The organism is Niastella caeni (assembly GCF_004834005.1).
Lineage (GTDB): Bacteria > Bacteroidota > Bacteroidia > Chitinophagales > Chitinophagaceae > Niastella > Niastella caeni.
This window is the reverse complement of sequence record NZ_STFF01000003.1, coordinates 189,475-205,768: the sequence shown is the minus strand read 5'-3', so window position 1 is coordinate 205,768 and position 16,294 is coordinate 189,475. Positions and strand designations below refer to the sequence as shown.

At 46.4% G+C, this 16,294-nt stretch carries 8 protein-coding genes; all 8 read left to right on the top strand.

Going from position 1 to position 16,294, the window contains the following annotated elements; genetic code table 11:
* Positions 1-68 precede the first annotated feature (68 nt).
* The 8 genes from FAM09_RS12255 to FAM09_RS12220 all read left to right on the top strand — a co-directional run bounded on the left by FAM09_RS12255 (position 69) and on the right by FAM09_RS12220 (position 16,288).
* Entirely contained in the window at positions 69-1,076 is a 1,008-nt protein-coding gene (locus FAM09_RS12255) for a PorP/SprF family type IX secretion system membrane protein (RefSeq protein WP_136577410.1), read from the top strand.
* A 52-nt stretch (positions 1,077-1,128) separates the two neighbouring features.
* Positions 1,129-3,129 carry an OmpA family protein gene (locus tag FAM09_RS12250; RefSeq protein ID WP_136577409.1) on the top strand — a complete coding sequence of 667 codons (2,001 nt, stop codon included), beginning with the start codon at positions 1,129-1,131 and terminating at the stop codon, positions 3,127-3,129.
* Between the two features lie 74 nt (positions 3,130-3,203).
* Positions 3,204-4,220 (top strand): PorP/SprF family type IX secretion system membrane protein, encoded by a 1,017-nt coding sequence (locus tag FAM09_RS12245; protein WP_136577408.1) that lies wholly within the window; start codon positions 3,204-3,206, stop codon positions 4,218-4,220.
* A gap of 44 nt (positions 4,221-4,264) precedes the next feature.
* A complete protein-coding gene (locus FAM09_RS12240; protein WP_166437116.1) occupies positions 4,265-6,412 on the top strand; it encodes a M43 family zinc metalloprotease in 2,148 nt (715 codons plus the stop codon).
* Positions 6,413-6,439: 27 nt separating this feature from the next.
* On the top strand, positions 6,440-9,100 hold the full coding sequence (locus tag FAM09_RS12235) for a PKD domain-containing protein (protein WP_136577406.1): 2,661 nt from the start codon (positions 6,440-6,442) through the stop codon (positions 9,098-9,100).
* A 74-nt stretch (positions 9,101-9,174) separates the two neighbouring features.
* Positions 9,175-11,232 carry a gliding motility-associated C-terminal domain-containing protein gene (locus FAM09_RS12230; RefSeq protein WP_136577405.1) on the top strand — a complete coding sequence of 686 codons (2,058 nt, stop codon included), beginning with the start codon at positions 9,175-9,177 and terminating at the stop codon, positions 11,230-11,232.
* A 135-nt stretch (positions 11,233-11,367) separates the two neighbouring features.
* A complete protein-coding gene (locus FAM09_RS12225) occupies positions 11,368-13,824 on the top strand; it encodes a gliding motility-associated C-terminal domain-containing protein (protein WP_136577404.1) in 2,457 nt (818 codons plus the stop codon).
* Positions 13,825-13,861: 37 nt separating this feature from the next.
* Positions 13,862-16,288, top strand: a complete 2,427-nt coding sequence (locus FAM09_RS12220; protein WP_136577403.1) for a T9SS type B sorting domain-containing protein — start codon at positions 13,862-13,864, stop codon at positions 16,286-16,288.
* The last annotated feature ends 6 nt before the right edge of the window (positions 16,289-16,294 follow it).

The window sequence follows — 16,294 nt, the reverse complement described above, 5'->3', positions numbered from 1 at the left end:
TATGAAACTAACATTTGATATATAAAAAGATCTGTGCCCCATCAATAAATAATTAAATAAGAACTGCTATGGTAAGACTAAATATCAGGCTGTTGACGCTGTTGATGCTTTTTACCGGTTCCGGCAAGGCGCTGCAGGCGCAGGTAGATCCGCATTTTACCCAGTATTATGTATATCCTTCCTGGTTGAACCCGGCGTTGACCGGCTCATTCGATGGCGACTATCGCGTGTCGGGCATCTATCGTAATCAGTGGGGCAATATCAGTAAACCTTTTTCTACGGTTGGCCTAGGCGGTGAGTTTGTTACCAGTAACAATGTGAATGTCGGGATTAATCTGCTGAACCAGACTGCTGGTGATGGCGGCTATTATTATACTACAGGATATGCCAACCTGGCGTATACGGGCGTTCGTTTCGGTGCTGCCGAAAACCATCGTATTGTAATGGGCCTGCAGCTCGGGATGATCTTCCGGGGCTTTAACGCTTCCAAATTCACGTTCGGTGATCAGTGGGACCCTATTACCGGCTATAACCCCGGTTCCTCCACTGATGGCTTCAATAAAACGAAAACTTCTTCATTCGATGCCGGTGCAGGTATCTTATACTTTGATGCGGCGCCTGGCAAAAAAGCCAATGTATACGCAGGCTTTTCCGTATCGCATCTTACCAAACCAAAAGATTATTTCAGCAGCGATGGCAATGCCAAATTACCGATGCGCTATACCGGGCATGCCGGTGTACGGCTTACTTTATCAGAAATGATGAGCATTACGCCTAATGTGTTGTATGCAAAGCAGGGTACGGCCGAAGAAAAAATGGCCGGCGCGTATGTTCAGTTAAATGCTGCACCTGGTACGGATGTAATGTTGGGCGCCAACTATCGTATTAACGACGCAGTATCGCCATTTATTGGCTTTACGCATAAAAATATAGTGCTGGGAGTAAGTTATGATGTGAATACCAGTGACCTGGGTAAAATGGCGCGGGGATCGAACAGTTTTGAAATATCACTATCCTTTACCGGTAGAAAGACAGTAAAAACGCCTGAAGGGAATTTCATTTGTCCAAGATTGTAGCTGTATTCTCATTCACCATTCACTATTGACCATTCACGACAAAAGAACTACGATGAAAAAAATAATTCTCATACTGGGTGTAGTACCCGCCTTTATAATGGCGCGGGGCCAGTTTGTGCAAGATTATCTGAAAGCTGCTGACAATTATTATAAAAAAGGGGACTATTACTCTGCCGCCCTGTATTACGAAAAATACCTGGGCACAAAAGGATCAAAAGCGAGCAGGGCGGATTATAATCCTTATAACGTTAAACCGGCATCAGGCGTTGTGAAAGCAGTTACATCCAGTGCGCAACTGGCTGTATACAACCTGGCGGAAAGCTATCGCCTGTTGAATTTCCCGGTGAAGGCGGTTGCTTATTATGAACAGGCGCTCAGTTATAAAAACAGTCAGTTGCCGTTGGCTCAATATTATTATGCCAGCACCCTGCGTGCATTGGGCAAGTATGATGAGGCGGAAAAAGCATTTCAACTGTTTTTGGATAATTATAAAGCGGATGACGTATATACGAATTCTGCCAGGAGCGAAGTGCTGAACCTGCATTTCATCAGGGAGCAATTGCGCAGAACAGATCTGCCATTATTTACTGTAGAAAAGCAAGGCGCGACTATTAACCCAGGTGGCGCCAACTATTCACCGGTATGGTTGAATAAGAACACATTGCTTTTTACTTCTACCCGGCCTGAAGGCGATGCAAAAGATAAGCCTTTCTTCAACCGCCTGTTTGAAGCGGTGTATGATAAAGGTGCTGTAAAAAATGTAAATAAGGTAGAAATACCCCAGGGCGCCGGCATTCATCAGGGTGTAGTGAGCAGTACGCCCGACGGCAAAGTCCTGTTCCTGACCCGTTGGTCGATCGTTAACGGAAAGAAAACATCGGCTATTTATACCAGCAAAAAGCATGGTAAAGCCTGGAGCGAACCGGTATTGGTAGATGCCCTTGTGAATGCACCCGGTTATAATTCACAGCAACCCTTTGTAATGCCCGATGGAAAGTCGCTATTGTTCGCCAGCGATAAACCCGGCGGCAGTGGCGGATTTGATCTGTGGTGCGCCACATTAGGTGCCAATGGCAAGCCGGAAAAAGTGGTTAACCTCGGCAATACCATCAATACCCTCAATGATGAACAAGCGCCGTACTATCATGAGGCCTCCGGTACGCTGGTGTTCTCCTGCAATGGCCGCATTGGCATGGGTGGCTTCGATTTCTTTTACAGCAAAGGCGCAATGAATGCCTGGGCCATTCCCGTCAACTTTGGTTACCCCGTTAACTCTATAAAAGACGATATCTATTTTACCAGTCGCGGTACCGCTAAAAACATTTTGGAAGATGTAATAATAAGCTCTGACCGGTTGGCTGAATGCTGCCTGGAATTATTCTCCCTCAAAAAGAAGAGATCGCCTAAGCAGATAAATGGATTGATCGCGGCCTGCAGTGACCGTTCCCTGCTGTCTGGTGTTAGTGTAAGCATTATTGATACAATAAATAATAAAACAGTTTATACCACCACTACCGGGGCTGATGGAAGTTATGCTTTTGCAATGGAAGAATTCCAGCCATTGAAAGCAGTAGCAACATTGCCCGGTTTTAAAAGCGACTCCCTGCAATTTAATATGCCCGATGAAGGTGCTGATAAAGACAGCCTGACCAACCCGGTTATTTGCCTGGTTAGAGAACAGCCGCCTGTAGAAGCAGTGATCGTCATGGATAATGTGTACTACGATTTTGATAAATCCTCGCTGCGCCAGGAATCATTCCCGGCTTTGGATAAACTGATTGGACTGCTGAATGAATATCCCACCATGGTGATCGAGATCAGGGCGCATACAGATGACAGGGGTACAGAAACCTATAACATGAACCTCTCTGAAGCACGGGCCGCGAAGGTGGTGGCATATCTCGTAAGCAAAGGCATTGATAAAGGCCGTTTGCAAAGCAAAGGATACGGAGCAACTCTGCCGGTAGCGCCAAACAAACATGAAGATGGATCCGACGATGCGGAAGGAAGGCAGCGGAATAGGAGAACTGAGTTTAAGGTGTTGGGGAAGTAGGAGGTAAGTTGACAAGTTAATTGGTGAATTTGCCATTTCACGTTTGCCGTTTCACGATTTACAAAACGCAGCACATGAAGAAGATAATAACACTTTGTATCATAGTGGCCACCTGTATACAGGCACAAGCCCAGCAGAAGCCCCACTATACACAATACATCCTGAATCAGTATATCATTAATCCGGCGATTACCGGTATTGAGAACTATACAGATATTAAGGTAAGTCACCGGCATCAGTGGACGGGGATCGACGGCGCTCCTGTTACTACTTACCTTACTGCTCATACGCCATTAGGTAAAAAAGATTATCGCACTACGCCTACCTCTTTTGCTATGCCGGGTGAAAATCCCAGAGGGCAGCGTTACTGGGAAGATTATACGGCTGCAACACCACACCATGGCATTGGCTTGCAGGTGATCAATGATAAAACAGGCCCGTTAGGACTGTTCTCTGCATATGCTACGTATGCGTATCACATCGGTATCAGTCCGCGCACCAGTCTGGCGGCGGGATTTGGCGCCGGGTTTTCCAGAATAAGCTTGCAGACCGATAAACTGCAATTCGCAGTACCGGTTGATCCGGCTGTTTATACCAGCGGCGCCATCAACAAATTCAAACCCGATCTGATGGCTGGCCTGTACCTGTATTCAGCAGATTATTTTGTTGGGTTGTCTGCTCAACAGATCATTCCTCAAAAAATTGATTTTACAGATAATACGGTGAAGCAAACCGGTGGCCGGCTTGTTCCTCATGTGTTCGTAAGTTCCGGCTATCGGTTTCTTTTGACCGAAGATTTTAATCTCATTCCTTCTGTACTCGTAAAATATATCAATCCATTACCGGTACAGGTAGATGTAAATGCAAAACTGCTTTACCAGGATTTCCTTTGGCTGGGCGCCAGCTACCGGATGAAATACGGCTTTGCCGCTATGTTGGGTATGAATATTTCCAATGCCGTGCATGTTGGGTATTCATATGATTATACCACCTCGGCTTTGAATAACTATAGTCGCGGTACCCATGAATTTTTAGTTGGCTTTACCATCGGCAACAAATACGATGATGGTTGTCCGAGAAATGTATGGTAACAAACGAAATAGTATCCATTAGAAAAAAACTGAAATCACTTAAAATGCTTTTAAAAAGATATGGTTGTGTAGCGGTATTGCTGATGATGCAGGGATTCCTATTCCGTTCAATGGCGCAGGACATGCCTGTGCGTCGCTGTGCAACCATGGAAGTTCTCAAAAATTCCCTTGAGAAAGACGAGGCCCTGAAAGAAAGATTTGAAAAGGACATGTTGCGTATACAACAGTTGGCCGTTGAGCGGGAAAACAATCCGCAGGCGCGTGAAATGGCCACCCCGGTGTATATACCTGTGGTATTTCATATTGTATTGCCCGATCCTGCAATGGTAACCGATAAAATGATAGAAGATCAGTTGAAAGTGTTGAATACTGATTTTGCGGGAATGAATGCCGATTCTGTAAATATTCCTGCGGCGTTCAAACCATTGTTTGGAAAGTCAAAGATCCAGTTTGTGCTGGCGAAACGTACACCTGGTAATTTACCTACTAACGGTATAGAACGGATCGTCACCACGCAAACTTCTTTTAGTGCTGCCAATAATAATGTAAAGCATGCTGCTACCGGCGGAGCGAATGCCTGGAATTCTTCCCGGTTCTTAAATATCTGGGTGTGTAACCTGGCAGGTGGCGTATTGGGTTATTCCACATTCCCTACCAGCGCTTCGGCAGCAGAACAGGGCATTGTTATTTACGATGTAACCCTGCCCGGTGGTTCGCTTGCAGGGTACAATGATGGTCGTACCCTTACCCATGAAGCCGGCCATTTCTTTTTCCTGTATCATATCTGGGGCGACGATGATGGCGCCTGTAACGGCAGCGATGGTGTGAGCGATACGCCGAACCAGGCTGATGCCAGTGCCGGCTGTCACACAGGAGTGGTAAAGGATGCCTGCAATAACACTGCTGCGGGTATCATGTACCAGAATTATATGGACTACAGCAGCGATGGTTGCATGGCCATGTTCACCTTATTGCAGGTGGCCCGCATGGAAACGGCATTGACCAATTTCCGGTCATCGCTTACTACTTCAAACGGGGCCATATCACCGCTGAAAGACCTCGATGCCCAGGTGATGAGCATCGATAACCCATATAACCGCGTGTGCGATACAAAATTTTCACCGGTCATTACAATACGTAATTATGGCTCACAGCCATTGACCTCTGTTATAATAAATGCAAGTGTTGATGGCGGCACACCTGTACAAACCCAATGGACGGGATCATTAGCCAGTCTTGAAACTGTATCCGTTGCTTTAAATACAAGTACTGCTGGTGCTACCGGTACGCATTCCTTAAAAATACAACTAACCTCGCCCAATGGTGGTACTGATCAGGGGTTGGCGAACGATACACTGAGCAAGGCCTTTGTATATCCTGTAGCTATTGCACCACCGTTGACGGAAGGTTTTGAGTTGGAAACGTTTCCGCCAGCCAATTGGGATCTCATCAATGCCGATGGTTCCTTAACCTGGGAAAGAGTGCCCGGCGTTGCTAAAACAGGCAGCGCGGCTATGGTAGTGCGTAACTATACCTATACGCAAAACCGACAAATAGATTATCTGCGCCTGCCACAGGTTTCCATCGCAGATGCTGACTCTGCATTTCTAACCTTCCAGGTAGCGGCAGCTATAAAAACCAATCCGGGTACTTTGTTGAACAACTGGGATACGCTGCAAGTGCTTGTCAGCACAGACTGTGGAATCACCTTCACCAGCCTGTATAAAAAATGGGGTGGCTCGCTGATAACGCGTAACGGCATTACTACAACCTCATTTGTACCTGCCGCCAGTGAATGGAGAAAGGATTCTGTTAGCCTGACACCTTACATCAATAAAGGACCGGTGATGATCGCTTTTGCCAATTCAACCGGTAACGAGAACAATGTTTACATCGACGATATCAACCTGTACAAAAAAATAAGCAATCCCAACCTGGAAAAGAATGGATGGTTGATCACACCCAATCCATCGAACGGGCCCGTTACCGTGCAGTTCAAGACCACGCCGGTCAACCTGAAAGGGATCAGCGTGTTCAGTAGCACCGGACAAAAAGTAGCAGAAAAAATTATCAATAATAATGCGCCGGCAACTATTTACTCTTTCAACCTGGGTAGGTATGCTAACGGGGTATATTTAATCAGGTTAGTATATAGTGATCGTACGGTTTCGAAAAAGATCATTAAAAAATAATTCACCCTTCACTACAAACAAAACACATTGGTAAATAAGCACACATACGAGATCTGTTTACGGGTATTGCACCCTGGATTCAGTAAGGCTGTTGCTACCTGTGTGTTTTTATGTATGATGATGATGGGGGACGCGCAAACACCTGGCGGTGTTTCGGGAAATCTTACTTCGTGGTTTAAAGCAAATTCACAGGTGGGCGGTAACATCTTACCCAATACTACCCATAATACGCGGATCAATGAATGGAAAAGTGAGCTGGGTAATTTGAGTGTTACCCAGGCCATAACGAACAACATGCCGTTGTTCCTGGCCAATTATACCGCTGCTGCCAATTTTAATTTTAATCCATCCCTGCAGTTTGCTTCTTCGCAAATAAGGGGATTGACAAATACGTCTGCCACAGCACCTGAGTTGTTAGGTAATAATGGAACCTATTTCCTGGTGCTGAACACTACCCGCGAAACCGGCTTTACCTCCAGTACCTGTTTCTCGTATAATTCAAACAGTACAGGCGCAAGGTACCAGGCAAAAGCCGATTTCAGGATCCAAACCGGTATAGCAAGCTTTGGCTACATTGCCGACCTGGACCCGGCTTCTACAGGACTGAATCCGGCAGGCATTCCTGCCATCACGTATCCACGGTCATCGGCGGTGGTGCTTACTTCCCGTTCTGCCGGACCAACTTTCAGGGCCAGACGAAATGCAGATACCACGATCCTGGGTTCCGGCGCTGTTTATTACCCGGCCATTGGCTCGGGGTTGGGTATTGGCTTTAATTCACCCGGCGGTAGCGAAGCTTCTTCTTCCGCTATTGCAGAAGTAATTACTTATGATACGTATTTGTCGGATGCTGATGTAAATAAGGTAGAATCATATCTCGCGGTGAAGTATGGCATTACGCTTAGCCAAAGCAACACATTCACAGTACCTGCCACGCCTACCAATTATTCATCTGCTGGTGGCACAATTATATGGAATGGAGTGGCTAATACGGGTTATGGAAAGTGTATTACAGGTATTGGCCGGGATGATGTTTCGGCTCTCATGCAAAAGCAATCCAAATCGGTTCATGATAGTTCTTTGGTATACCTGTACAATGGAAATGTAGCAGGTAGTTTTCCTGCCATGAATGCTAACAATATTTCTTCTTTCTCCACCAATAACAGTTTCTTACTATTTGGCGATAATGGCCTGAGCAGAAACCTGACTGCCTGTGTATACAGTGGCAAGATCAGCAGTATGCAACGGGTATGGAAGGTGCAAAAGACCGGAACGATAGGCGCCGTTTCTCTGGCTGTTGACGCAACGGCAGTTAATGCTTCTGTAAAAAATCTGTTGGTCTCAAATGATCCATTGTTTCCTGAAGGAGCAACTACTATTTATCCGTTATCTGCGGCCAGCGGAAAATTATATACTACGGTAACCTTAAACAGTAATCAATATTTCACGTTTGCCAGCGATTCGCTGAAAGTAGTGATGGCTGTAACGCAACCAACCTGTACCGCAGGTAATGGCGGAGGGGTAACTACTGCTGTAACCGGTGGCGTTATGCCATACACCTATAGCTGGAATACAACACCGGTGCAAACGACCGCTAATGCTACCGGCTTAAAAGGCGGTAATTACCAATTGACGGTAAAAACCGGATCGGGTTGTTCGGTGGTTTATCCGGTTACTTTAGTTACACCGGTCTTCCCGGTTATTTCAGCGACTACTGCACAACCCGTTATCTGTCAGGGCGAAAATGTTACGCTGACGGCATCGGTTATTTCGGGTACAGTGACTGGTTATACCTGGATGCCTGGTAACGCCACCGGAGCTTCCATTAATGTGACGCCGACTGATACAACTACCTATCGGGTAATAGGGAATGATGGCGCAGGTTGCACCGATACGGCTTTTGTGACCGTCCATGTAATACCCGAACCAGTAGCTGCCTTCACCCCGAACGTAACTATCGGCTGTCCACCCCTGGCAGTTACATTCAATAACCAATCACAAAATACCGATGCCTGGAAATGGACTTTTGGCGATGGTGGTACAGCTACCAGCGCCAATCCGGTATACACGTACAACAACGCAGGAGATTATACGGTAACGCTCATGGTCTCTTCACAAGGGAAATGTTTCGATACCCTGGTAAAAACGAATTTGATACAGTTAAAGCCCAGCCCGGTTGCAGCCTTCACCAGTACAGGCGCAGAAAATGTTCCGGTGGAAATGCACCTGGCCAGCTTCATTTTCAATAATGGTTCGCAACATGCGAACAGCTATACATGGGATTTTGGTGATGGCGATTCTTCATCAACAACCAGTCCTTCCCATAAATACAGGGATGCAGGTAATTATATAGTGACGTTACATGCCATGAATGATATTGGTTGTGTTGATTCTGCTATGCGAAAATACTATATGGTTATACCCGATAACGTATTGGTTGTTCCGAATGCATTTAGTCCGAATGGCGATGGCATAAATGATAGGTGGGAAATAGCCGGACTGCGAAATGTTACTAATTGTTATGTTGAAATATTCAACCGGTGGGGACAATCCATTTACAGGAGTACGGGCTATGCCAATCCATGGGATGGCACCTTTAAAGGGAAAGCGGCGCCGGTTGCCACCTATTACTACATTATAAAAACGGCTACCCGCAATTATAATGGTTGGGTAGCATTGATAAGATAGAATGGAGCAGGCAGAATGAAAATGAAGAAGACAAAAATGTTCTGAAAAATATTATAAAAGCAAAGTCTTGACTGATGAACACACTGAGGAGTAAAAAAATATTTTCAAATAACAGCAGTAAGCATGTGCGTTTACTAAAAGGAAGAAGGAGAGGCGTTCTTTGTATAGGCCTGTTACTTGGTTTGCTGATCACTCAAAGCGATAGCCACGGGCAAACGACATATACGCCTATTACGGTAACCGGTTTTCATCACGATATAGTGGCTGAGACAGGAACCAGTGTTTTAGCGACAACCACTACTATGATAGATGGTAGTCCTTTTGTAGCCCGGCACGTTGTATATACAGAAGCGTTTGCTACTGCTAATAGTTTAGCCGGTGGTATGGTTGACAACGGTACGATCGTAAATGGTACCCGAACTTATCAGTTGGCGTCGTATGCCGATAAGAATGCGTTGTATTTGTCGAGGAATGGTACGGTTGACAGTACGGTGAACGATGGTACACTTACCCTCTCAACGCCCGGTCATTATGCCCGGTTAAGTCTTTTGTTATTCTCAACAGAAGGCTCCAGCAGAATAAATGTAAACCTGAATTATACAGATGGTACCACAGAACGCGCGGTAACAAATGCCAATGTGCAGGACTGGTATTATGGCGCTAATGCGATCTATGCAAATTTCGGTCGAATTCAACGCGATACTACGGGACCATTCACAGTAGATGGAGTTGGTTCCAATCCCCGGTTTTATGCGCAGGATATGTTTGTGCACTGCGATAACCAGAACCGGCTATTGCAATCAATTACCGTTTCTGATACCAGTACTTCAACCGGTGCCCGGGTGCTTGTACTGGCTGTATCCGGTGAGGCTATTCAACCGTATAGCATTACGCCTACCGTATTACCGGCCCGTTGCGGAGTTACTGACAATGGATATATTTCATTGGCAGTATCCGGCGGCGTAAAACCCTTTACATATGCATGGAACACGAACCCGGTGCAAACAACTTCTTTTGCTTCCGGGCTTCCCGCCGGAACGTATACCTGTAATGTAACGGATTCAAACGGCTGTGTGCGAACTTATACCGGCACGGTTACGCTGGTAACACCGGCGCCTGTGGTTGCTAAGGCTACCAACGCATCGGTTTGCGCTGGTACGTCAACTACCTTGTACGCAGATACTGCCTATGTTGTACCAAGCACCTATACCTGGAACCCCGGTGGTATTACCGGCTCTGCCATTGTTGTTTCGCCCACTGTTACTACCAGCTATATTGTTGGTGCAGAAGATATGTATGGATGTACTTCCGCAGATACGATCCTGATAACTGTAAAACCGTTGCCTACCGCTTCCTTTACAGTTGATCCTAATCCTGTTTGTCCCAATACACCACAAACAGTTACCTACACAGGCAATGCACCTTATGGCGCAACGTATAACTGGAATGGCTTTGCCGGCGCTACGGTGTATGGCGGCAGCGGTCAGGGCCCATACAATATTTTGTTTAGCAATAGCGGTACTTATACCTTGCAATTACAGGTAACCATGAATGGTTGCTCAGGTACTGCTACCAAACAAGTGATCGTAAATGCGCCGCTGGCAACACCAGTTGTTACAGTAGCTACGGTCACCAGCAGTACCATTACCTTTAGCTGGCAACCGGTACCAGGCGCCACGGGTTATATTGTTTCTGTAAATGGCAGCCCATACATCACTCCTACATCGGGCAGCCTGGGTACTACGCATAATATTATCAATCTGCAACCGGTGGAGAAGATCACTATCCATGTCATTGCGCTGGGGGTAGAAGCCTGCCGCAACAGCGCCATTGGAACTGCAACCGGTACTACGCTTACCGACCAGGTATTTATTCCCAACTCCTTTACGCCGAATGGCGATGGGAAGAATGATTTCTTCAGGGCGTATGGAAATGTGATCGCGGGTATCAATATGAAAATATTCAATCAGTGGGGTGAACTGATCTATGATGGCAGTGATGTAAGCTCAGGCTGGGATGGTAAACAAAAAGGTTCGGTACAACCAATGGGCGTTTACTTCTATGTGATCAAAATAAAATTCACCAATGGCACAGAAAGCATCAGGAAGGGGGCTGTTAACCTGTTGCATTAATAACGCTGAACGCAAAACGCTTAACGCTGAGCGCGAAATGCAAATATCACCAAGGACCAGCGTTAAGTGTTTTGCATTAAGCATAAGCGTATTCGACCGGGAAGCTGGAGCAATACATCATTAATACAAAAAGAGATGAGTAAGATCGGAAAATATATCGCCCTGTTGATTGGTGGGTTGGTTATTGCAACTGGTTCCCTGGCACAAACCTATTCCCCCATACCTGTTACCGGCTTTAACCAGGATGGCATTGCCGAGTCGGGTATTGATGCTACCGCTGTAACAACTACAGCGCTTGATTTGTCGAGCTACATTATGTATTCGACTACGTTCGCCGCGATCAATGGCTTGTTGGCCGGGTTGCCCAACAGCGGTACTATTGTGAGTGGCACCCGTACCTGGCAATTACAACCTTATACGGGCAATAATGTGTTATATCTCTCTGCCGGAGGTGCGCAGGTAAACACCGCAGCATCGGGCAATATAACATTGACAACGCCGGCCATGTATTCAGCGGTGAACCTGTTGCTGTTTGCAACTGAAGATCACGCCAACATTAATGTAGTTATGAATTTTACGGATGGAACTACTTTTAATGCCGGTAATTTTAATATCCTCGACTGGTTTGGCGGAGCCGGCGCTGTATATGCTGCATATGGAAGAACAACCCGGTTAAATGCGCCGCCTTATACTACGTTTGGTGTTGGGACCGGCGATCCCCGGTTTTACCAGTTGAACCTCCCTTTAAGTTGCGTCAACAAGAACAAATTACTGCAATCACTTACTATAAGTTATTTAAATGGTAATACGACTTTCGGAAGATTGGTCGTGCTGGCATTATCTGGTGTCGGGTATACACCGCCCACCATTACACCGGTAATTACGCAGGCTACCTGCGGTAATGCCAATGGAAGTATTGGGTTGACAGTTACAGGTGGTACTGCTCCGTATACGTATGCCTGGAATACCACGCCGGTGAAAACAACGGCGTTGGCAAATAACCTGGGGGCTGGTAGCTACACCTGTACGATCAGGGAGGCTGATAATTGCACGGTCACTTATTCGGGTACAGTGCCTTCGTCGCCAGTAGCCATACTAACGCCTACGGCAACCCCAAGCACGGTTTGTGCCGGTGAAGCAGTGAATTTATCGGTAAGTGCAACCGGAGGAACGGTGTCTACTTACACCTGGAATCCTGGTAATGTAACGGGTAATAATGTTTCAGTTGCTCCAACTGCTACTACCACTTATACAGTAAGTGGTACAGATAACAATGGCTGTGCTGTTTCAGCTTCAGTGCCGGTTACGGTAAGAACACTGCCTGCATCTACATTCATTATTACGCCGGCAAATGTTTGTTTAGGTACACCGCAAATAATTACCTACACGGGCAATGCCTCCGGCACCGCTACTTATGATTGGTTTGGATTTGCAGGCGCTACTGTGCAAAGCGGCAGTGGACAAGGTCCGTACACAATACTATTTAACAATCCCGCAACCTATAACCTGCAATTGCAGGTGACAGATAACGGTTGCGTGTCAACAATAACAACGAACCCTGTTATTATTTCCACCCCGGTGTCATCAGCCTTTTCCGTAAGTGATTCAGTAATATGTGCCGGTTCAACCATTACGGCCACATATACAGGTAGTGGGGCGGGTTATGCCACTGCTACCTGGGGTTGGGGCGGGGGAACGGTACAATCCGGAAGTGGCTTTGGGCCTTATACCGTCAAATACAACAGAAGCGGCATTATTAACTTAACAGTAAGAGATGGTGCCTGTGTATCGGTAGCGCGTTCCAGGCTCATTAATGTATTACCCTCGCCGGTAGCGGCCTTTACGCCGGATACAAAGGCAGGCTGTACACCCTATAAGGTTACATTCAACAACCAGTCGCAAAATACCGATGCCTGGAAGTGGACCTTCGGCGATGGCGGTACTTCTACCAGTGTAAGCCCATCCTACACTTATAACAATACGGGTGTATATACGGTAACGTTGATCGTTTCGTCGCAAGGCAAATGTTCCGATACACTGGTTCAAACCAATTTGATAAACGTAAAAGAATACCCTGAGGCTTCCTTTACGGTTTCACCGGTGGAGAATGTGCCCATAGAAATGCACCTGGCCAATTTTGCATTTGCCAACACTTCTAAAGGCGCAACTACTTATAAATGGGATTTTGGTGATGGCTCTTATTTTCCGTCGACCGCTAATGCTTCTCATCAGTACCAGTATCCCGGCAATTACACAGTGACCTTACATGCTATCAATGATATTGGTTGTGAAGACACCGCCGTACGTAAATTCTTAATGGTTATACCAGATAAAGTCTTGATCGTTCCCAATGTATTCAGTCCAAACGGTGACGGCATTAACGACAAATGGGAGATAGCCGGATTGCGTGGTGTTACTAATTGCAGCGTGGAGATCTTCAACCGCTGGGGACAATCCATTTATAATAGTAACGGGTATAGTACTCCGTGGGATGGCTCCTGGAAAGGAAAGCCCGTGCCCATAGCTACCTATTACTACGTGATAAAAACGGCCACCCGTAATTACAATGGCTGGGTGGCTATAGTCAGGTAAGAAATGAAGTCAATAAATAATAGAAAAACAAGACGCAATGAAGAAGGCTTTCATATATAACACCCAAAGAATGCAGCGCTTCCTGGTATGTACAGTGGTGGTCTGCCTTTGTAATACTCTTATATATGCACAATCGCCCGGGGGGGTATCCACTGGGTTGACCAGTTGGTTCAAGGCCAATTCTTCTGTTGCTGGTAATGTTGATACGGCTGTTGGTTCTACTTCTGTAGCCAACTGGAAAAGCGAGCTGGGTAATTTCCAGGTTAGCCAGCCTACAGTAAGCCGCCAACCCACATTTCAGGCTACTGCCACCACTATCGGGAGTTTTAACTTCAACCCCTTCCTGCAATTTTCAAAAGCAGGTAATACGGTGTTATATAACACGGCCACAACACCCGACCTGGCAGGCAATAATGGAAGCCTGTTCATGGTGGTGAATACGTATAATGGGGTAACTGATGGCAATCCTTCGGGATTAACTTATAAAGCCAATACGTATGCGTATCAGTTTAAACCTTCTTTCCGGGTACAATCCGGTGATGGCATTGCGGGTGGTACCGGTGACTTTTATAACTGGGCGCCATTTCCTTCCGGTGTTCCCGGCTATGCTGAAAAAGCAGGGATCATCTTGTCGTGCAAAGGAGTTGATAAAAGTACGGCTGATCTTTTTTTCGATGCCCGGCGCAACGGTGATTCCATAGCTGTCAGCCATCGGTATAACCAGCCTGCTGATGGTTACAGTTATACACCCATAATTCCAACTGGGTTGTATATGGGAAGCGATGGCGCTGCTGCCGGTGGACAGAACATGAGTTGCGGATTAGCAGAAGTGATTTCTTATGACACCTATTTAACTGAAGAAGATCAGAATAAAGTAGAAACCTACCTGGCTGTTAAATATGGCATTACTTTAACGCGTGGTCAATCAACTACTGCGCGTGATTATGCGGCAACAAATGGCAGCACTATCTGGAATGCCACTGCCAATGCAGGCTATTCATTCAACATCACCGGTATTGGCCGGGATGATAATTCAGTACTGTTGCAGAAGCAATCCCTGTCTGCGCATAACAATGCCCTTGTTTATATATATAATGGAACTGCCGGTGGCAACTTTCCTGCTGCCAATGCTGATAACACTATAGGGATAAGCAGTGATCTGTCTTATTTATTGATTGGGGATAATGGACTGGCCAATACGTTGTCGGATTGTGCTGGCAATGGTTATCTGAATCGCATGCCCAGGACCTGGAAAGTACAGAAAACCGGAACGGGCATTTCAACCGTAACCATTGCTGTTGATACGGGTGTGTTATCGGCCAATACAAAACGATTGCTTGTTTCGGCAGATGCCGGTTTCAGCACTTTTAATTCTTACCCGCTTACAATTGCCAACGGGAAGTTGTATGCAGAAGTAACACTTAACAACAACGAGTTCTTCACTTTCGCTACCGATTCATTGCAGGTTGCTTTTACTATGGTAGCGCCTGTTTGCACCAGCACCTCCAATGGCAGCATTACGACGGTTGTAACCGGTGGCAATGCGCCTTATGTTTATGCATGGTCGCCTTCCGGTGAAACAACAGCCAATATTACTGGTAAGCCAGCCGGCACCTATACAGTAACCATTATGCATGGTGGTTGCCAGATAACCCGGAGCGTTACATTGGCAGCTCCTGCACCGCCTTTAGGTCCGGTGGCCACAGGGGCAACTGTTTGCCCGGGCGAGACGGCTACTTTAACAATACAAAACCCCAATGCCGCTTATACTTATAACTGGTATACGCAATCGACTGGTGGAACACCACAAGTAACCGGTTCAACAGTTACAGTGGCTACTACTACGTTACCGGCTACCTGGTATGCCGAAGTACAACATGGCAGTTGCACCAGCACCCGTACACCAGTGGTGATCTCGCAGCCGGCAGCGCTGGCTACGCCATTAGTCATTCCTGTTACGGTAACGCCAGGCAGTGTAACCTTTCAATGGCAGGCAGTTGCCGGAGCTACAGGTTACCAGGTTTCAATAAATGGCGGCGCGTATATAAGTCCTTCTTCCGGCAGCATGGGCACTACCCATACTGTTTCAGGATTGCAACCATTGACTACTGTTACAATACATGTGATAGCACTGGGCGCTAAAAGTTGTCAGAACAGTACGCCTGGTAAGGCGACTGCCAAAACATTGACCGATGAAATTTTCATTCCTAATACATTCACGCCAAATGGTGATGGAAAAAATGAATTGTTTAAGGTGTATGGTAATGTGATCGCCGGGTTAACAATGAAAGTGTTTAACCAATGGGGTGAGGCAATTTATGAAACCAATAGCATCACTGCCGGGTGGGATGGTACCCATAAAGGGAAGCTGCAGCCGATAGGCGTTTACTATTATGTTATACGCATCAGGCTGACTGATGGTACAGAGGTTACCCGTAAAGGATCGGTGAACCTGTTGCATTAATAGAAT